Origin of the sequence: Paenibacillus oralis, assembly GCF_003863965.1 — a bacterium.
In the GTDB taxonomy this organism is placed as follows: Bacteria; Bacillota; Bacilli; order Paenibacillales; family Paenibacillaceae; genus Fontibacillus; species Fontibacillus oralis.
The window spans coordinates 269,275-290,334 of record NZ_RRCN01000002.1; the positions used below are offsets into that span (position 1 = coordinate 269,275).

A 21,060-nucleotide genomic window follows, 5' to 3' on the forward strand; every position below is an offset into this window, starting at 1 on the left:
GAAGTCGATGTGACGGCTTGTGTCTTGTCGACGACACCCTACATCTAAACGCGGCTCCAACTGGCTAAGGCGCGCTCTGTTCCTGAAGCAAACCCTGATTTGTGCGAAGGTAAAATTATGAATTCATATCGGTTCGATCTAGGGCAAAACTAATGTTATTCAAATCGTAGGAGGGATTTCATGTCTAAATTCGAAGACATTAAACATCAAGGATCATCTGAATTGGATATACCATTGCCCGCAAACGGATACTATGGAGAAATGTCCTCACGTGATACGGGAGCACTTGGTGGATTCGTTACGAGGAATTTGGTTCAGATTGGAGAGCAGATATTATTAAACTCAACGAAAATTTTAAGCGGTGGCTATCCTGTAAAAGGATCAAATGTATCTTTGATGGATATGGGACATGAAACTCCAAAGGACCCTGGTGGAGCTTCCGGTAGTGGTGGTGAAGAGCCAGATGATAGATCTGATGAACCTGTTCCGGTAGGTGGTTCAAGTGGTATAGGTGACCATGTTACGCCAGGTTTAAGTCCAGATAGTGGCCCAACAAGTCATCGCGGTCACTCTAGCCCTTCAAGAGCCTCACACGGAAGTCTTAGGAATTAGTCGATCCGTAACGCGACTACTAAGGACTTTTCGGAAGTGCTAAAAGCGACACGACACTAACTAAATGTGTGGGGTCGCTTTTTTATTTATAGGCCGGCGTACGGGAGCGAGAAATGTCGAGTCGACGAGAAATGTCCCAAAGTTCTTGTCATCCTGTAGACGGACACAAAAGAACCCTTTTAAGGAATCCTTATTTTATAAGGGTTCTTTTTGTTAATGATGGGAGAATTGTGTCATTTTTTTACTGGCTGGAGTACAAGGGAGATAGTAAACAAATGTCTATTTTTGGATATATGTACAAAATACACTGTAATATCAAGTATACAAGACATCAATTATGGGTTGTCTTAGTGAGCATTTTATATAATGTGACACAGTATTCGGTTACCAACTGTAGTATCGGAGTGATTTTGTCTGCAGTGGGTAGTCGACGACGATGCGGTCGTTAAAGAACTCAGCATGACACGCTAATTCCTGTGATTTGGTACCGCTTTGATCGGCCTGATCAGACCTCCGCAGCACATTCGTCAACTGGTTTGCCGATCCTACAGGTAACTGGAGCTTTAGATGAAGGAGAATATCAAAAAGCACCAACTCGGAACCCGGGCAAGCGCCTGCCGTTGTCCTGATCGGCAGGACACTTAATTACGCATAACAACAGTTAGACGAAATCATAGTAAAGGGAACTCATGTTTGGTATAATGATGATAAAGGTAATCATAATCTCTTAACATCATTAATAATTACACAGACATTTGATTATACGTAATTAAATTAGTTGTATTATCGGAGGTTATTTTATGCACATTGATGAGCGCAAACGTCTATATGAAAAGACTGAAAATAAATTGATTGAGCTTCCATGGTATGCTCAGGAATACATTGAACGAAATAAGCGTAAAAAATCACCTAATACTCTCTTGAATTACTGCCTCGATTATATAACATTTTTTGATTGGTTGATTGCAGAAGGATTCTTTGGCGGCTCTCGAGGTGATGTTCCCCTCGATATTCTGGAATCCTTACGTGCATCTGATATAGAAAGATTCATGGATTTTTTGTCAATCGAACTACGCAATTCAAAAGATTCTATTGCTAGAAAAATTGCATCTCTCAAATCTCTTTTTCATTTTCTATCCTTATTATCCGAGGATGATAACGGATATCCTTACCTAAAACGAAATGTGATGGTCAAGATTGAGACAGAGAAGGAAAAACTCACGGTTGAGGCAAAAGCAGCCCGAATAGAAAATAAAATTCTGCGTGATGAAGAGATCTTTGATTTCCGCCTGTTCGTTGCTGAAGGATTCCAAGCAGTTTATGCAGACAATATACGGATTCTGAATTCTCATATAAAAAACAAGGAGCGCGATTTAGCATTGATCAGTCTCATTCTCGGTTCAGGCCTCCGTATTTCTGAAGCCCTATCGCTTGATCTTGTTGACATTGATTGGCTTAAGGGAAAAGTAGATGTTACGAGGAAAGGCAACAAAAAAGATACCGTTCCTATCAGCGATATTGCTCTAGAAGATCTTCAGTCTTATTTGGCCATTCGAAAAAAACGATATGGCGTTGATGATAAACAACAGGCTGTCTTTCTTTCCCTACCTACTGGACCGAATGGTAAAGTAAGCCGTTTAACTGTTAGGGCTTCTCAGAAAATGTTTGAACGTTATGTTGATTCTTTTGGAAAGCCGTCTCTCACGATTCATAAGCTGAGACATTCGTTTGCGACCAAGTATCATAAGGAAAATAATGACCTTGCTTCATTGAAGGAACAACTCGGCCATGCCGACATGAACACAACCATGATTTACACACACGTAGGACAGGAAGAGCGCCGAAATTCTGTTAATAGAGCGGATAGTTAAAACGAATCTGCAATTCCTTCAAGTGGCGGCTGCTCACCTTCTGGCCGCCACAATGATCTTTCGTGCACGTTCTTTTCGTTGTTCCAAAGTATTACTTCCTTTTTTATATACTCCCTCGCAGCCACAAATATTGTAGTAAATCCAAGTACAAAATAATAAATAGGTGGAAGTTCTTGAGTGGGGATCGCTATAATGTTCATTTGACTCCCCCCTTCCGCTTTGTTATAATTTAACCGTAATAAGCATAAAATGTAAGGCAAGGGGCAAGTATATAGTAAGCTGGGGCTTTTACCCTGCTAAAGCGGTAAGTAATCCGTCAACTTTCCTACGGTTGGGGCGGATTACTTTTTTTGTACACATCTTTTAGGACTTTCGCAATCACTTTCAAAAGTGTTACCGCAAAGGTCGCCCCTGCGATAAAATAAGCTACTTTTTCATACTCTCCCACTAACCCCTCTAAAGATTGACAAGACCCCGAAGAAGAAGCCGGCTAAGCTCTGCTGCAGGTGACGAATATTTAAACTCTTCATCTACCAAAGGCCATATACGGCGATTCATTTTTGTGGATATTTATGTCTCTCAGAAATTCAGAGGCAGCTTATAATATTATGAGAAGTAGCCTCTCAAAATCTGAGAGGCTGACTATAGAATTTTGAAACGCTTCGTTTCTCAAAATTTGAGAGTCGGAATATCAACAATAAATTCGCATCTCAAATTTTGAGAATCAGACTTTCAAACATGTTAGGGAGTAAAAGGCCATAATTAGGATAGTATGGATGCCACATAAAGGGATCATTTGCCACATGGTTGGGAAGTTTAAAGTGCCACATTTTCAGGAGTGTCAACGGAGGTCAGTAGGTTCATCGTAATAGATTTTGTGGATAAATCGATCAATTCCTCCCATTCAAGTGGCCTTTTTCTCTATTATAAAACAGAACTCCATATTTATTGTCCTTCGTAGCCTTCAATCACTCCTAACGGTGTGGCCTTTCTATTGATAAAGTACCGATATGACTGTGTATTTTTCCCATTAAGAATGGATTGTGAATAAATAACATCAAGTATTCCCTTTGATGTGGCCTTTTTTTTGTAATCAGAGGGTAGTACCTGTCCTGTCGGATTAATCTTTCCCTCTTCAGCTCCTCATAAGCTCTCTTAACCGTATTCGAGGAATGGCCATTTTCTAATCCATTGACATCTGTACGACTTTTGTGTAAATGTACCATAGTTAGGTACTTTCAATGAGCATAAGCAGCTGCACAGACGCTGTCGGATGACAAGAACTTGATAACATTCCCCTAGAGTGAGTTCGTTACATTATTCTTTTTGAGCTTTCCATATCCAATAATAAAAACACCATTCAATTTTTTGAATGGTGTTTTTATTATCTATAATGGTCCTAACTCGCTTGAATTTGCTATCAATTATAACGTTCCTCGTTAGTTGAATATTGATCCTCTTATATACTGTGTTACCTTGTTCTTGTCACCCGACAGACGCCTTTGTACGCCTCACTAGTCAGCGTCCCCAGGCGGATCAGATGCTTTATACTCTTCCGGCTCTCCCACGATTGGTCCCTACAGCTCGTTGACCATGTTGCAGACCGCCGCCACCGGCGAAGTCTCCATCTGGGAAATGACCAGTTGCTCGGCTCTTCCTGATTGGCCACGCGCCACCGGGCGGTCGGCCACTTTGTGCTCTCTTGTATCTACCAACCGTTCCCCACAACCCGGTGGCCACGCTGCAGCCACCCGGCGACGTCTCTACGACCAGCTGGATTCTGGAACATCCGAGATGGTCCTATGGCAGCATCTGCTCTGCCAGGAAAGAGCATAGCTGCAAAACAAAATAGTAAAATGACTGCAATTATTGACATGGTCCATTTCTTTATCTTTAACATCGTGTCTGCTCACTCCTTTCACTTAAAAGGATTAGTGAACGCGACAATATAGTTTTCTGGGAAAATAGCGCTAAAAGCAATATAATCCGCAGACTTTAATTTAAACTTTGTCCAATCTATACCTGTATCTTTACCATCAATCAAAGTATCATTTCTACTTTGGACTGGGTAATAATTAGTAATGGTTCCATCCCCATTAATAGTTCCCCCATTATGTACATCCCGGCGGTAATGAGCATAATTATTCTGTTCCATAAAGTATATTGGATTTCCGTTTTCATTACTACGAACGGCTAAGTAGTCATTCCCATCTTTTTTTACCAAATACATATCGTAGATAATAAAATCATCCGCCAATTGGAGTGGAAGTTGTGAAATATTAAATATCTTTATCCCCTCGTACGGCTTATCTGAAATATTCTTTAAAAGAAATGGAGTTTTATTGTAATACTTGCTGAAATCACTCAATTTCTTCATTTTAAACTGCTCATCATCCGTACTTGGAATATTCTTCTCTCCGATCCAGACCCATTGACCGGCTTTATCCCAACTCACCTTTTCGCCTAGGTTTTCGCTAACAAAGCGCAATGGGACATAGGTTCGTCCTTTCACCGCTTTAGCCTTGGTATCCATTGTTATCCTCATACCGTCTACCGTAGCTTTGTTGCTCCCCAGTGTCAAAGAAATAGTTTTATTCCCTTTAGTATAAGAGACTTTCTTCCCTTTATAGCCAACTTTCGCGCCTAGCTCTTCCCCAACTCCACGGAGAGGAACTTGAACACGCCCATTCTCCATAACCGGATCACCGCTATCAAATTTCACTTTTTTCCCGTTAACAATGACAGCCAGTTCAGGGCCACCTACAATTACGGGAGTATTCTTGCCTACTGCATCAACAACCGGCGCAGTTAAAGAAAATGAACTAAATAGAATTGCTCCACCCAATAGTACTGCTATTAATCTTTTCATACCTTTACTTAGCTCCTTGATATTTCATCACGGTAATTTTGGCTTCCTGAAAAACCTTCGCCACCCGTAAGAAATGGGTCCCCATAAGGGGGACCCATTTCCCCTTGCTTGGCTCCTCCTCGGTTGGCCACACGTGCACCCGGGCGAACCGGTTGCTTCGTTCACTTCCGGATCTCCCGAACGTTCCCTTAAGCTCGTTGGCCACGCTCAAGCCTGCGGACGCCGCCAGCATCTCCACCCGAAAAATGGCCAGCTGCCCGCTCTGTATCATTTGGCCACATGCACCAGGTGGGCTTGCTGCTTCTCTGCTAGATATCCCGATCGTTCCCCACAGCTCGTTAGCTAGGCTGCAGAACATGGCCGCCACCGGCATCTCCATCCGAAAAAGCAACCAACTGCTCTAGTCCTCCTTGTTTAAGCGCCCCAGGCAAACCCGGCTGCTTCGTGCTCTTCCAGAGCTCCCGATCGTTCCCTGCAGCGCAATGGCCATGCTATAGCACGCAGCTACCGCCGGCATCTCCATCCGAAAAACGACCAGCTACTCGGCGCCGCGGTTCGCCATCAATTCCCTATTAGGGAACAATCGGAGATGGCCGCCACCTTCCTCCCATAATAAATACTCCAACTGTTGACCACTAGTAATCTTTCTTAAAGTGCTAACCATACAACTTCCCTTAAATATCGAGATCATTTATTTCGGTTAATAGCCCAAAAAATCCAGGCTCGTAATTTAAGGATCTGAAATGCTCTATACTCCCATTAAGTAAAGGATTAATCCACAAAATTTTTCCTTGCTCTACTGCTTCATCTAGTTCTACCTGAAACCCATATTTCTCATAGAAATGCTGATTTCTCTCTACATGGTGCCAGTCTACGGAAGAAATCCAACCAGTTATATATTTGATTGGGTGAGTGAATTTACTTACAAGAAAAAATAAAGCCTCCATAAATACAGAACCATATCCTTTATTTGTGTCTATTTCTTCTATTCGAATGTCAGCAATCTCCAATATCTCGTGTTTTCTTCTAAATGTTAAATACATACTGGGTGTCAATGAAAGAATGCCTTCAACTGAAAATATACGACTCCTTAAAATGATGTTACTATACTCATCATCCACATGCTGTCGATATATTATAATATTCTCTCCTAATTTTGTTATACTTGATAATACGATTTCATTTCCGTGGGAACGGAGCTCCGCCTCTAAACTTTCAAGTTCAAAGTCAATATCACCTTTTCTTCGAAGAGGCCTCTTCCTTGATTGACTAGAGAATAGATCCTCAAAAATCGATCCAAATAAATCACTCATTGTTTTCACTCCGTATCTGGGCGATATCAAGGTTACAATCAATAACCTGGGAAATTATAAAAAAGTAAGATATTAGCATTTATTTGCATCCAATACTTCCCTCATTATTACACAGCGGAATAGAGATTGCTATTCATTGGAGAAGGTTTTGGTAACTCCGCTTGTAATAATAGGGGTTTTGTGTCACTACCGCTAATCATAAGGGGACATTTGTGTCAATCTCCAACCACAAGGGGAGAATTGTATCACAAAAAAATGACACGATTCTCCCCTTTTAAATGAATAGAGTCCTTTAAAATAAGGATCTCTCTTGTGAGTGTCTTCGGAATAACGACTACAAAAGCTTACTCATTCTGACTCACGGATATGTAGTTCGACGTAATATTTCTGATCTGTAAACTAAATAACAATTGAAGCTTTGTAGACAAATCCGAATAAGACATGTTTCCTTCAATGGAGACACTTATCAATTACATCAGAGACCTCTACATATTACGATAATAATACTTTTTTTCTATTGACTGTTGAACTTAAACTTGATGTAAGTCTGAAAAATGGATTTTATTAACTTATTGCAAACCCCTTAGATGATTCCACGTAACTCGACGTCTGGATTTGAAAACGACTAACTGCTCTGCAATTCCTTCATGTGGCCCAGTTGACGGGCTTCCACCTTCTGGCCGACACAATGATCTTTTGTGCCCGTTCTTTTCGTTGATCTAAACGTATTACCTTCTTTTTAAATATTCCCTTGCAGCCATAATCACAAATATTGTAATAAATCCAAGTACAAAATAATAAATAGGCGGAAGTTCTTGAGTTGGTATCTCCAAAATGCTCATTTGACTCCACCCTTTCAGTTTGTTATAATTTAGTCGTAATAAGCATAAAATGTAAGGCAAGGGCAAGTATATTGTAAGCTGGTGCTTTTACCCTGCTAAAGCAGTAAGTAATCCGTCAACTTTCTCACGGTTGGGGCGGATTACTTTTTTTTGTACACATCCCTTAGGACTTTCGCTATCACTTTTAAAAGTGTTAACGCAAAGGTCGCCCCTGCGATAAAATAAGCTACTTTTTCATCCATATACTTTCACCCCCTCGCCTACAGAGTGAGAGTAGCCCCAACCACTATATTCTTGCTTGTCTCTATTATACCTATACCGTTATTCCCATATGATTGTAAGGCGAGTGTTGAATCAGTTTTGTTGAACAATACAATAGTCATATCTGCTCGCGGCCAGTACTTGTCCCGCTGCCCAAAGAAAACACTTTATTTTCTCCGAACACCCGCAGTTCCTGGATCAAACGACCGGTTTCCTTTATACTCCAACTTGACCGTAGCAAACGGGTTTGTCGTTTCAAATCAGGTCGTACCTAAATGGTTTGATCACCATGCGCACCTGGTAACGCTGGCAAAATTCGTCCCGACTAAACAAATACTCTCCCACTAACCCCTCTAAACATTGACAAGACCCCGAAGATGAAGCCGATTAGCTCTGCTGCAGGTGACGATATTTTATACTAATCAGCCTCTCAAAATTTGAGAGGCTGACTATAGAATTTTGAAACGCTTCGTCTCTCAAAATTTGAGAGGCGGAATATCAACAATAAATTCGCTTCTCAAATTTTGAGAATCAGACTTTCAAAAAATCTATAGACGGATTCGCTTCTCAAATTTTGACTAATCTTCTTTCAAAATTAGAATAACCTTTTTTCATTAGTTGAGAGACTCGCCTGTATTTTTTTTATATACCCTCTATCAAACTTTAGGCCACAATTAAGTGAGTATGGATGCCGAGTGGTTGGGAGTTTAAAGTGCCACATTTACAGGAGTGTCAAAGGGGGTATATAGGATCAACGTGATAGATTTTGTGGATAAATCGATCAATTACTCCCATTCAAGTGGCCTTTTTCTTTATTAAAAGCAGAACATCCATATTTATTGTCCTTCGTAGGCTTCAATTACTCCTTTTGGTGTGGTCTTTCTATTGATAAAGTACCTACAAGACTGAATTTTTCCAATTAAGAATGGATTGTGAAAAAATAACTTCAAGTACTCCCTTTGATGTGGCCTTTTTTTGTAATCAGAAGGTAGTACCTGCCCTGTCAGATTAATCCTTCCCTCTTCAGCTCCTCATAAGCTCTCTTAACCGTATTCGTGCCTTGAAAAACTCAGCTGTTCCATATTCCACTCAGACGGGTTCCACTTACTGATTCTTTAACACCATGCCGCCTCTTCTAGATATGATAGGAGTTGACTTTCTATAGTGTTACAATAAAATCATAAGCAGAAGAACTATGGTTTGCTTCTAACTGCATTTAAAGGCTTTCGTGATTAATTTGGTACTTTCTTAGGGACTATATTCGCTTGTCCGGACGCAGCGGGAACACCAACAACTTTAACGGATAGATTACGGCCGGCGCAATGGAAGGATATTACGGCTATATACAAATAAGGAGTGATACGTAATGCAAATGATGACATTTCAAGAGTTTCTGGACCGCTGGATTCCTGGCTCTCCATTAATCGGCCCGAAAGATTATGAAACTAGGGATCGTAACGAACTTGGCGTCATTGATGGCGGGAACTGGTCCCCCATCACTTTCTCCCCAGTCGTCGAAAATTTGATCGGCGAATATATACGTAGTCAGCTCCTGGAGTATTGCGATAATCTTCCTGATCACATTGACGGAAGAACAGCTACAACTGTTGATTGACTCAAAATTTCCCATATTAACTGGGGATAAAAAAATATCTCCTAATTATTTGTTATCCCTTCAATAAAAGTAAAAGAGACAACCCAATTGCTATTCATTTGGGGAAGGTTATGTTAACCCCGCTTGTTATAATGGGAGTTTGTGTCACTCCACTATTCATTAGGGGAGAATTGTGTCACAAAAAAATGACACAATTCTCCCCCTTCTAATTGAAAAGAGACTTATAAAATAGGGATTTCTCACAATGGTACATGTGTGTCGCTCTACAAAAACGCCGGATTCCGTTGCGACCTACAGGAGTTTACAACAAACAAATAGTTTACGTGTTTTTCTGATGTCCGATCTGCAGATAACTTTCTAAATCCAATAGGGCCTGTATGCAGAAAACGCTAGGTGAAGAAGTATTCAACCAGTCCTGGTCCACGCACAAGTGATCACCGTTATCTCTGTCGTTGAAATTAGCGATTAATCACATTACCTGCAGCTCAAAGCACGTTCCCCTTTCTGAGCATGTTGGCTTTGTGATCAAATTAATTATGTATCTATTCTAAGACCATTCGCATTCTTTTGCGTCATAGGAATTTATGTCCAGAATTCACATAACGCTTATGTCTACCTCAATATACTCCTTAGCCATGTTTCATGATTTACATAAATTTGATTTTGAGTCGATAAATAATATAGGGGGGATACCAATGATTAAAAACTCAAGAACTGTTAGGAATAGAAGTAGATCCAGGAATAGAATCTCTGTATCTGATGGGACAAAACATTCGGTTACAGACCAAAAGTTGAAGCAGAAATTATATAAGATCTGTTTTAAGGAGAATTCTAGAAGATCAGTCTTATTGGATAAGCGGGCTATAGCCTTTGAAGTGATTGCAATTAGCGCATTGAGTACTCTTATTATTTTTGTTATGCAAAGTACCATTAACATAGCTGTAAAGAATGTTGATCCGCCTACTTATTATGGCCTAGCTTTCGCAGGACTTCTGTTGATAGCAATCTTATGTTTGATCGGTACAGGAGTATCATCAAACCTGTATGTAAAAAGAAAGTATTCTGATCTTTCATTTCTAGTCAGTAGATTCTCCATCAATTTCAATACAGATATTCTCTTTTCTGTCCGTTGTGACGCAGTGTATGAGTTTTTAAAGAATGAAAGTAAATTAGATTGTGATCACATTGATTATTTGATTGGACATTACACGGAAAGGAGCGAAACTATCCGGAAACAAAAATGGTTGCCTTTCGCGATTCTCTCTGCGTTCTTATTTCCATTTTGGAATGTAACAGTAAGCAAAACATTGAACTGGTCTGATTTCGGGACAAATATCCTGTTATTCATTTTTGCTATTTTGTTGTCATCTTGTATGTGGATTTGGAGAAGAAATATTGAATCTACTCTTTTCTCAAAATCAAACAATTACCTGTATATAGCTAGTATTTTGCGTACAATCAAGTCTTATCCGAAGAGAAGATATGAATAATTACTTATATGAATGAACAAATTTCGCCTCAGTTAACAACATAACTCAATACGAGGTTGTTTGGATTCGCTGTCAAATTAAACCAATATATCGTGCCGACTTCATTTTGATTAATACAGCTGGCAAATTAACGCCAGGTCTGTAATTTACTCACTCAGACTCTCGAATTCGTAGTTCGACGAAATATTTCCGATCTTTTGATGAACTTAGTAAACTAAAAAGCGTCTCAAGCTTTTTAGATAACTCCGAATAAGACATGCTGCCTGCAAGAGAAACGCTTAAATTATTTGTATGTACGTCTTCGGGATGAGTATCTACTGAACTATCTTGTTTAGTAGATGGTCCACCATTTTGCAAAACAGGGTCCGAATTATCATTTTGCGATTGATTTTCAGAAGTAGTTTGGCTACCTGTGTTACGTTTCGGAGTATCTAGTAGTTTGAGTGCTACCTTAACTTCATCCAAAGACTTCGACCTAAATTCCTTCATGAATGAATCAGGATCACCTATATCAGGCATAGTTGTATCGCGAAAATAGGTTCTCTTTTTAGGTTTAGGGATACCTAGCGTGTTATACCATTGATATATTGCGCCTTTTGAGACACTAAAATAATCAGAGAGAGCTGAAACACCATAACGTTCTCGAAAGAATAAGATAAACTCTTTTTTATCTTCAGAATCCATGACCTTAAACTTTTCATAATATCCGTTCATAAATTTAACCCCTCTACTCTATTACAGTATATAACTATTATATCAGGGACTGTTACTTTATACGATAAAAATCCTCCTTTTTTCCTATAAAAATACCGGCTGGATCGTCTGCAACAATTGTCCAAGCTCGTCATACACATACTGAGTCAATCGGCCATCTTCGTCCGTTTCGCTCAGCAGGTCAGCCGTATCGCTATAGGTATATTCGTATATCTGAAATCGTTACGATTCTACTCACTGTCTTAAGGTTGGTTGGTGAACAACTGCTACAGCAGTATATCAATTGCAAGTAGAAGGAAGGTAAGTGAAAAGCAAATTATCGTAGATGTGGGGTTTTCTGCAGACGAAAAAAAACCACTGTTCCCCGCCAAGGTAAAAAGTGATTTTTTTCGTTGGTATTAAGTTTGTATTTGGGCTCACGTAATAAAAACCTTTAAAGACCACGATCCTGGTAATTAAATCATAACATTATTGCTTGTATAAATAAAGAAGAAAAGTCGAAATAAACTACAATATAGTGGCCGAACGGATTAGCAAGTTACTTGGATTTTTCTTCCACTTTTTGAGGGATGCTAGCTCATCATTTTAGTTAGAACTTCTTTAGAGAATACCTTCTCGACACACTTATCGACAGATAAAAGAAACAGGCCTATCCTTGCTTCTAAATAGGCCCTTCCACATAACATAAATTTACCGCTTTAATAAAAGAGTTCAACCTCTCCTCCTAGCTCATTTCTTAAATGCTCAACAATTTCTTCAATGGTAAATCTTCGTTGTTCCTTTATAGTTCTCTCTACGAGTTGAAATCTTACATCTCGACCTTCTTCGTATCCAGTTGGGAGAACGGGGGACTTGGCCATTGTTGTTTGAAAAAGCTCATGCTTAATCTCAGGCACATCCAACCCTAATTTTTTTCGTACCTTGAACACATTTAATAGCTCCATAGGAACAAGTCCGTAAGCAATAAATTCTTCCTTTTCCCTCGTTGCCCCCGTTAAACTTAGCCCATTTAAGTGATATTCACACAGGCTGTTCCAGTAATCGTCCTCTATTTCCTGAAAAGAGTTATCCCATTCATCCACGATTCTTTGGTATATCCCTAGTCCCTTACCATATTGCATTACCTTATCTTTTACGGGATTGTCCATACCCCATTTTTCAATTAAAAAATGTATCAAATAGGTACTTGGGTATACTGGCTGTTTGATGTAGTCTTCCTCTGTTTTGTATTCCTCCCTTGCCAAATATTCTTCCGCTTTTCTTAGTAGAATTTTTAGTAAATCCTCTCGCTCTACATATAAAGCGTAATTCAATTGGGGCGCAATATGGTCAATAAATTCATCATTGATATGTGCATACGTCCATAAAAGGGCCGTTCGCTCAAAATACTTCCAACAATCCGGATTATCTTGAAATAGTAGGTTCTTAGCTGCAATATGAGTTCCCTCAGGTCCCCATTTCAAAATACCATGTAAATTTGTTAGGCTTTTCTTAAGCTTTTTTCCTTCTGTGCGAAATAAATAAGTGTTGTATACTCCCTCAATCCCTTTGTTAAAATCCGGGGTTTCATAATATTTATATTGCTTAACTGCCTTCTGTAAAATTTTATGACCAAAGTTCAATGACATCGTATCCCTCTTTTTTTTACATTTATTTGGAGGACCTTATTCTTTAAGTTTCCATTCGTCTGCGCATCATCTAATATATCTAAAAGCTTTTCTTGATAATCTAGTTTATTTAACCATCGACCGTTCGTATTATTTATTATCTTGTTTATATTCTGTCTAGTCCATTGAGCCATGTTCTTTTTATCTATCCAGGTTTTTGTACCTGTCTTAACCTCAACAACCGTTATTAGTTGTGTCTTTATCTCTTTTGCAATCAGGTCAAACCCATGGTTAGAAGCATTTTGTATCGAACCAAGCACTTTATAACCTTTTTTGCTTAACCATTTTGCTGCAACCTTTTCTCCCCAGTCTCCTAATCTGGTGTTTAATCCCAACTCATCTATCCAAGTTAACGGATCAACCACATACCCATACAACGTAGGGTTATTCCCCGCCAGCCCTATCGGGTCCTGCTGCGTGTACATTCCCTCATGCGGTAAGTAGTAGCGGAAGCGGTTGTAGTATAGACCAGTTTCCTCGTCCTCGTATTGACCTGGGTAACGGAACGGACAATCGGACCTTTTACCCTTGAGATAAATATTTTGGACGTTACCGTAAATGTCCAGTTCGCAAGACCATACACGTTCCCCACGTTCATTATATATTTCTACCGGGGTGCCCAGGTGATCGGTGATGATGCTGTACGTCCCATTGGCCGTAATTTTGGCGGCCGGGCGGAAGGTTCCGTCTTCAAACACCCAGGTCGTGAGCGTGGCTGGGTCAGGTTCTTGTGAAGCAGCTGGTTGAGATAGCAGGTATTTAAATTTTTCTGCCGCTCCTTGAGGTCCAGCTAAGTCAAGCTCCGGTTTTTCCTCATGCTCGTCCTGCTTGCTCTCCGCTGTCCATTCATGCAAAATTTGGTTGCCGTCCCACATATAACAGTATACTACGCCGTTGAAGCGCTTCTCAATCCGGCGACCTAGGCTGTCATAAGTGAACACCACTTCCTGTTCGTCCGGACGTACGACCTTGCTCATCATGCCGTTGCCGTAATACTCATAGCGCCAGCGGCTGCCGTCCTGCTCCAGCTTTTCGATCAGTTGGCCTTCTTCGTCATAGCTGTATTTCGTTCCTTGGAATTCGAGCAATCGCCCGCCTGCGCCGTATTTCCGGTCCGTGCGATGGCCGCTGCTGTACAGGTTCCCGACATCGTCCGCCATGCGGAAGATTTTATCGAACTCGTCGCTGGCCCCGATCAAGGTGCCGAAATCGTCATAGTTATAGCGAATTCCCTTGCCTGTAAGTTCGTTCGTCAGCGATTTCAGACGGTAGTTGATATCCCAGGTGTACCTTCTTTTTCGGCTTTCGCGGCCCCCGCTGCTCACACTGTGCCGTTCCGGTCTTCCGATGATATCGTATTGCCATTTACTCACTACACCGCCGGGGAGCAGTCTTTCGATTTCTAGTCCCAGCTTGTTATAGGTCATTTGCGCAGTCCATGGCATGCCCGCTCCGGCTTGGGACGTGCCGTGCCCATTCTGCGCTTGCTCCTGAACTTTTTGCTCCGCCTGCAGTTGGCTAATCCGACCCAACATATCCCGGTCCATGTTGATGTGAGCGCCCAGGCTGCTGCTTACCACCGACCGGTTCCCGAGTTCATCATACTTGCTGGCAATCCAATATTTATCCCGCCATTCCTGGATCAGACGGCCGGTTGCATCATACTCCAGCTTGACCGTGGCAAACGGATTGGCGGTCTCCAGCAAAGCCCCGATTCGGTTGTACTTGAACGTTTCGGTCATTTCGTCACTGTAGGCTGTTTGCGTTATGCGGCCCATGTCATCATAGTTAAATGCCGTCCACCGGCCGCCGGGACGCTCCACCCTTTCCAGTAATCTGCCAGGGCCGCGTACATATTGCCTGACGATGCCGTCAAACCCGGTTTCTCGAACGATTTCACCGTTGGCGTCGCGTTCCAGCTCATACCGCTCCCCATGCTCATTAACGACTGCCGTCAGCTCTTCCTCGTTGTTATATGCCAGCTCAACCCGCTTGCCTTTTGCTTCGCGCCAGGTCATTTGTCCGAGCGGTGTATACCCGAACGTGACGCGCTGCTTGGAATCCTCTGCGGCGATGACTTCTTCGTACGCATTATACTGCAGCTTGATCACGTTGCCATCCGGGAGTTCGGTCCGGACTACCCGTCCCAAAGCATCGTAGGTAAAATACTGATTTGCGCCCAGCGGGCTCGTCGTTTGCAAAAATTCTCCCCGGTGATTATAACTCCACTCGGCACCCGTTCCATCCGGCAGCGTCATCCGGGTCAAATTGTAATGATCGTCATACTCTAGCATCGTCGCCGCGTCCTGCGGGTTTCGCACCTCGCAAATCCGGTGGCGTTCATCATATACTAACGTCGTAGCCGTTCCATCCGCGCTGACGACCCTGTTTAATCTCCCCTGTTCATCATAATCCCAGGCTTGGCTCCCGCCTTCCGGGTCGGTTACTTGCAGCAATTGCCCCTGCTCGCTGTACATATACTGCCAGCTGCCGCCGTCCGGCTGGATCGTCTGCACCAATTGGCCCAGCTCGTCATACACATACTGCGTCAATCGGCCATCCTCGTCCGTTTCGCTCAGCAGGTCAGCCGTATCGCTATAGGTATATTCGTATCTGCCGCCTAGCGGGTTGGTGATCGCTGTACAATAATACTCCGGCGTATATTCATACTTTGTCGTATGCCCCTGACTGTTCGTCACCTCATTGTATCCGTCAAAATAAGCGATGCGCCCTTCAAGCAGCCCGTCTTCGCCCCATGTATGAACGCAGCGCGCTCCCGTGGTTGGGCCGTCATAGCGCCAGTAGAAGCTATACCCGTTGCGGTCCTTTTTCTCGGTCATAAGATGCTGGTCATAGGTTTGATACGTCGTCTGGCCCAGCGCGTCCGTAATGGCGGTCAGATCGCCCGCTTCGTTGTACCGGTATTGCACCAACACTTCGCGTCGTTCGCTCAGCGGGCTATCCGGATTCGTGCGGTACACATGGGCGACCTTCGTGATCCGTCCCGCAGTATCCGTAGTGATATCCAGCACCCTTCCCACGCTGTCGATGACCTGCTGCAAAAAGCCCTGCTCGTCATAATGCAGCTCAATGCGTTGGCCGAGCTCATTTTCCACCCGCACCAACTGATAAGGCACGGAAACCTCATCTTCCATTTCAGTGTCTATATCCGCTTCAACTTCCGCCTTGGCTCCCGCTCCTGCCTTTGCTCTTGCTGCTATAGCCCATGCCCTTGATTCAGCTTGTTCCTTCGCTACTGCTTCGGCTGCTAGCCACGGCTTCGTTTCTGCTTGCGCCTTCGCACCCGTTTCCGTTCCCCAAGGCGCCCCTTCGGTTAACGCGGCAGGCCCCCGCAAATCTCCGCTTTCCGTCACAGGTGCAAAATAATACGTCAGCCGCCGCTCATGCTCAAACATTGCGTAGTTGTGCCCCAGACGGCGCAGCGTCAGCCGTTCAGACCGGTTAAACGTCTCCACGCGGCCCCGGTGCAGTAGTTCAAATGCCGCCGCCCGCCCATCGCCAAGCAGCACCCCGATGCCCTCCTTCAGCACGGCTAAACGCATATCCAGCACATGATGCACGCCATGACCCAGCCATCCGCTGAACCGGCTGTCGCTGATCCAACGGCGCTCCCAGACCAGGGGCAGCGGGCCGGGGAATTCAAAGTCCGTCGCTTGGCTCATCATCCGTCCGGTGATCAGATCCACAGGCTCAAAGCCCCATTTACAAAACTTTTCACTCAACCCTTTCGTACGATCGAAATTTTTTAGTACCTTGTGATTTAGAGCGGTCAACAATTTATCCGTACCTGTTTTCTTCGCCGCGGCTTGCAGCAGCTTGCTCGTTCTCTCCGCCAGCTCGTCCTGCATTTTCGCCAGTTTTTCCGCAACCTGCTTCTGAATGACATCGGTCTGGCCCATGACCTTTTTCGCGGCCGTAAGCACCTTGTCCATCTGGCTTTTGCCTAACTTCAATATTTTTTCCCCGCCAACCTTCATCACCGCTTTGCCGATCTTGCTTGCGGCTTTCCCCGCCAGGCGAGCGGCTCCAAAGGCATCTCCGACCCCGGGAATCATACAAACGAGTGACAGACCCGCGCCGACAAAATCGCCTCGCGCCAGGCTGATCCCCGCATTGATCACGTCAAATACGGCCCCGACGCCCGGCAGCATGCCAAGCACGTCCAGCCCCATCTGAACCTTATCCCAAAATCCTTCCTTCTCCTTATCGATCTTCGCCTGTTCGGCTTCCGGGTTGGTCAACTTCGCAAACGACTGCCGATCCCGGCCCTCGGCCACAATGACCTCGCCGGATGTTTCCACATAGTCGTTAATGATCACGCTGCCGCCCTTGCCGACGACGATGATCTCCTCCTCCGCGATGGCCTGAAACTGCTTAAATCCACTAAAATCAATCTCCTCCGGTGCCATCCAGATGATGTCCTGTTCACTATGCAGTTCAATCCCCGTATCTTCGTGAATCGAAAGAAACAGCGATCCCTCCTTGGCCGTAAAAGAAATGTCCTTCTGCCCCAGCATAAAATCCTTACCATAGCTGGTCGTAAACGACTTTACCGTGGAGTCGGCCATTTTCTGATTGGCTTTGGCGGCCGCTTCCCCGCCGGCGGACAGAGGCGTTCGCACCGAATTGATCAGCATCGCGTCGTCTTCGTCTTTCCCCGGAAAATACAGCTTAACCCGAGCCCCAACCTGCGGCATCGTATGCAGCAAGTGGCTGAACGGCGAAGAATAAGGGAACCAGACGGCTTCCGCTTCATCCTGCTCCCAATCGATGTCCAGATGCACTTTGGCCCTATTCGGCGCGACCCCAATGACTTTGCCTTCGACCGCAAGCCCGACCAGATACGGATTATACAGTTGATTTTGCCGAATCCCTTCCGGAAGAGCACACAAATAATCAAACTCCAGGATTCCCTTGTGCAGTTCCGCTTCCAGCCCCATCACCGTAAACCATATTCCGTTCAATTCCACCTGATCGCCTAACTGCAGCAGTTGCTCCAGCCTGACCACACAGCGGGTAAAAGACCTCTCCTGCAGCCTTTCGTTCGGTGCCACGATCGCGGTGAGGAAAGAGTCCACCTTCCGCCCGATCCGGTAAGCCGTCCCTTCCGGCAGCTTCAGCCGCCCCGATCCGGTCGGGGCACCGATCCAGATCCGCGCCTCATGGCCAGCGACATCCGGGGTTAACACCGCTCCCGCGTGGGAAGCGACTCGCTCTAGAAACTCCCAATCCGTCTCTTCGTACTGCAGCAGCAGCTTGCCGATGGACCGCGACGTATCGAACGCATTTTCCTGAAGCTGGTGCCGGTAAGGCGATAGCACCTCGTCAATAACTTCGCGGTAGCGCATATTCATCTGCTGGAACGAGCGGCTTTTGCGCTCGATATCCAGTTGATATGTAGGCGAGATCACAACCAGTTCCACGTGTTGATTATTTTGCACCTCATGCAGGTCAAGCTGATGAAGCTGCCCAAGGAACAGCGGATAGTCCTGCCGGCCGTACCGGCCATGCCCCCATAATCCGATAGGATCGTCACTGCTGGCCCGCTCGACAATTTGCTCGCCGTTATGCTCCGGCAATAGGCCCCGCAGCAGCATTCGCGCGTGATCCCCCGGATGGCGGATAATCTTGATCCGTTCCAGGCGAAGCTGGCCATATGGCCATTTTAGATAAAGATCCTGGAGCGTCAGACTCTCGTGCTTTCGTTCTTTTTGATCCAGCATCCCGCTCCTCCTTCCTTTTATTTCTGACCGTCGTCTTCCACATAAATAATGCCGTTCTCATGATGCACACAATTGACGTAAGAGCAGCTCAGCAGCGCGGGCTTGCCCTCGACCAAGAGGTCCGGCTTGCCGTTCACCCACTCCATATGCACCTCGGGTTCGCACGGCTTATCCCTCGCCTCGCATACCCCGAAGGTGGAGATATTGTCGTCTACCTTGCTATCGGCCACATTCATTAGCGGCTGGCCTTTAATATACATACCGTGACTTGTCGGCAAGTTCAGCATGTTCGGATGACTGCCGCATACGCAGCGCAGCATCGCTCCGCGCACTACGTAGCTGAACTCTTCGCTGGCCCCTTCCTGCACGACGGTGCGTGCCATTTTTGCAATTGCCATCATCTGGCCCCCTTACGGTTCATTTAAACTTCTGGTCCTCCGTCCACTGTCACCGGCACCAAACGCAGCCCCATATAAGCCCGGCGCAGCAAGCTTTCGGCAACGTCCAGATGTACAATCACATGCCCTTCCGCGCAAAACAGCCGCTCCCGCCGCAGCCGCTTTCCGTCCAGCACCATCGCGGTCACGTTGCCGGACTGATCGCGTTTGCTTTTATTCGATAACACATCCCGTTCTTTCGGTTCCAAAAACCAGTATAACTCCTGCCGCTTCGCCTCTTTTGCCGTAAGAACAACGGAAGTCCAGCCTAGACCTGCTTCATATAATTCCAGCAGCTGCTTCATCCGGTTAGACACCAAACGCCGCGGCCCCTCCACGTAGTCGATAAACTCGACCTCCGCTTCCTCCCGGACATACAAACTGTTGTATTCCTGCCCGCCGTTACCGCTGCCGCTATCGCTATCCCGCTGGCCGCCGATCACCAGCAACGGCTTGCTCCGTTCATCCTGCTCCAGTAAAAAATAATGCATAGCCACCCTTCCCTTCTTATCTCCCGGCCGGTACGGGAACGCCGTTTTCGTCTTCCTCCATCCAGACGACGCTGCGCTTTTGTTCCTCGCTGAGCCGCCATTTCGCGGCATCTTGTTTCATCACCGCGGCCCCGGCTAAATTCGTGCCCCGAAAATCCGCCCCGGCCAAATCGGCATAAAGCAGGCTGGCTCCCTCCAGATTGGCATCGTTAAAGCGGACGCCGCCAAACCCCAGCACCATTCCTTCGTGGATAAAACGCTCGCCGCCCACGGCTTCCGTCAACCGGGCCCCGCGCAGATCGCTTCCGCTGAAATCGGCATCGTACAGCAAGCTTTGGCTTAAGTCGGCGCCGCTCAGGTTGCTGCCGCGAAAATCGGTGCCGATACAGACGCTTCGCTGCAACCGCGAACCGCTAAAATCGCTCCCCGCGCAGTGGCTATAGCGCAGATCGATGTCCTCATAGCTCCCCTCGCTCAAGTTCAGTCCGCGGAAGTCGCTGTTCATATAAACGTTCGGCAATTTTTGCTCCAGCCACCGCTTCAGGGCCGCCGCATCCTTCTCCGAAACATCTTCCATCCAAACCTGTTCGCTGAAGTCCTTGTACTCCCCGGTGCGGAACCTAAGCACATCAGCCCGCTCCACCAGCCGGAACTCCGGCAGGGCTAGCAGCTGCGGCATAAGCCGCCGTATCCACTCTTTTACAAACTGGTGGAGAACCGTGATCTCCCGCAGCAGGATCGCATCCTGTTCCAGCTCAGGCACGATTCTGAGCAGCTTCTTACGCAATTTTTGCTTGAAATCCTGTAAAAACAAGTGCAGCCACGGCAGTTCAACCAGCTCCATACACTCGCTTCGGTCCATATACCAGCGGTCATCGTAAGCCTCCAGGCTGTAAACCAGCTTCTCCTGCAGCAGCCAGGACCGTAAATAAGAAAAGTGAATAAAAGCGATTTTAGCTTTCGTCCCGCCTGCCTGCTGCTCGCGGATACGCAAGCAGAGCTTGCGAAACGCTTCGATCAGCTCGGCGGAATGCGCCTCCATCATCCTGCTGCGCCAAGCCCGGTCGGCTTTAAACAGCAGTTCGTCCCGCATTGCGGCAATCTCCCGTTCTAATACCGGCTCCGTCAAGCTCG

15 protein-coding genes are annotated in these 21,060 nt (G+C 45.2%); 4 read left to right on the top strand and 11 right to left on the bottom strand.

Translation table 11 applies throughout. The features are described from left to right. Positions 1 to 180: 180 nt before the first annotated feature. On the top strand, positions 181 to 612 hold the full coding sequence (locus EHV15_RS34880) for an alpha/beta-type small acid-soluble spore protein (RefSeq protein WP_128635866.1): 432 nt from the start codon (positions 181 to 183) through the stop codon (positions 610 to 612). Between the two features lie 800 nt (positions 613 to 1,412). Further along, positions 1,413 to 2,483 (top strand): tyrosine recombinase XerS, encoded by a 1,071-nt coding sequence (gene xerS, locus EHV15_RS34885; RefSeq protein ID WP_128635867.1) that lies wholly within the window; start codon positions 1,413 to 1,415, stop codon positions 2,481 to 2,483. Here xerS and EHV15_RS34890 read toward each other — a convergent pair. From EHV15_RS34890 to EHV15_RS34905, 5 genes are all read right to left on the bottom strand, one after another. Then, complete coding sequence (locus EHV15_RS34890; RefSeq protein WP_128635868.1) at positions 2,480 to 2,683, bottom strand: hypothetical protein; 204 nt, start codon at positions 2,681 to 2,683, stop codon at positions 2,480 to 2,482. The two genes, xerS and EHV15_RS34890, sit on opposite strands and share 4 nt — an antisense overlap. Positions 2,684 to 4,060: 1,377 nt before the next feature. After that, positions 4,061 to 4,198, bottom strand: a complete 138-nt coding sequence (locus EHV15_RS36875) for a hypothetical protein (protein ID WP_178076119.1) — start codon at positions 4,196 to 4,198, stop codon at positions 4,061 to 4,063. Between the two features lie 203 nt (positions 4,199 to 4,401). Further along, on the bottom strand, positions 4,402 to 5,352 hold the full coding sequence (locus tag EHV15_RS34895) for a copper amine oxidase N-terminal domain-containing protein (protein ID WP_128635869.1): 951 nt from the start codon (positions 5,350 to 5,352) through the stop codon (positions 4,402 to 4,404). A 4-nt stretch (positions 5,353 to 5,356) separates the two neighbouring features. Continuing rightward, a complete protein-coding gene (locus tag EHV15_RS34900) occupies positions 5,357 to 5,743 on the bottom strand; it encodes a hypothetical protein (protein ID WP_128635870.1) in 387 nt (128 codons plus the stop codon). Positions 5,744 to 6,026: 283 nt separating this feature from the next. Further along, on the bottom strand, positions 6,027 to 6,665 hold the full coding sequence (locus EHV15_RS34905) for a hypothetical protein (RefSeq protein ID WP_128635871.1): 639 nt from the start codon (positions 6,663 to 6,665) through the stop codon (positions 6,027 to 6,029). Positions 6,666 to 9,134: 2,469 nt separating this feature from the next. Here EHV15_RS34905 and EHV15_RS34910 point away from each other — a divergent pair. Then, a complete protein-coding gene (locus EHV15_RS34910) occupies positions 9,135 to 9,383 on the top strand; it encodes a hypothetical protein (RefSeq protein WP_128635872.1) in 249 nt (82 codons plus the stop codon). A gap of 695 nt (positions 9,384 to 10,078) precedes the next feature. Next, positions 10,079 to 10,873, top strand: a complete 795-nt coding sequence (locus EHV15_RS34915) for a hypothetical protein (RefSeq protein ID WP_128635873.1) — start codon at positions 10,079 to 10,081, stop codon at positions 10,871 to 10,873. Positions 10,874 to 11,023: 150 nt separating this feature from the next. On the opposite strand, the gene EHV15_RS34920 is transcribed toward EHV15_RS34915, so the two are convergent. From EHV15_RS34920 to EHV15_RS34950, 6 genes are all read right to left on the bottom strand, one after another. Further along, positions 11,024 to 11,587 (bottom strand): hypothetical protein, encoded by a 564-nt coding sequence (locus EHV15_RS34920; protein WP_128635874.1) that lies wholly within the window; start codon positions 11,585 to 11,587, stop codon positions 11,024 to 11,026. 698 nt (positions 11,588 to 12,285) lie between these two features. After that, positions 12,286 to 13,215 carry a hypothetical protein gene (locus EHV15_RS34930; protein WP_128635875.1) on the bottom strand — a complete coding sequence of 310 codons (930 nt, stop codon included), beginning with the start codon at positions 13,213 to 13,215 and terminating at the stop codon, positions 12,286 to 12,288. Further along, on the bottom strand, positions 13,206 to 18,998 hold the full coding sequence (locus tag EHV15_RS34935; protein ID WP_128635876.1) for a YraN family protein: 5,793 nt from the start codon (positions 18,996 to 18,998) through the stop codon (positions 13,206 to 13,208). The genes EHV15_RS34930 and EHV15_RS34935 overlap by 10 nt, the downstream gene beginning before the upstream one ends. A gap of 17 nt (positions 18,999 to 19,015) precedes the next feature. Further along, entirely contained in the window at positions 19,016 to 19,399 is a 384-nt protein-coding gene (locus tag EHV15_RS34940; protein WP_246062108.1) for a DUF4280 domain-containing protein, read from the bottom strand. 20 nt (positions 19,400 to 19,419) lie between these two features. Then, positions 19,420 to 19,926 (bottom strand): hypothetical protein, encoded by a 507-nt coding sequence (locus tag EHV15_RS34945; protein ID WP_128635877.1) that lies wholly within the window; start codon positions 19,924 to 19,926, stop codon positions 19,420 to 19,422. Positions 19,927 to 19,942: 16 nt separating this feature from the next. Next, positions 19,943 to 21,055 (bottom strand): pentapeptide repeat-containing protein, encoded by a 1,113-nt coding sequence (locus EHV15_RS34950; RefSeq protein ID WP_128635878.1) that lies wholly within the window; start codon positions 21,053 to 21,055, stop codon positions 19,943 to 19,945. Between the last annotated feature and the right edge of the window lie 5 nt (positions 21,056 to 21,060).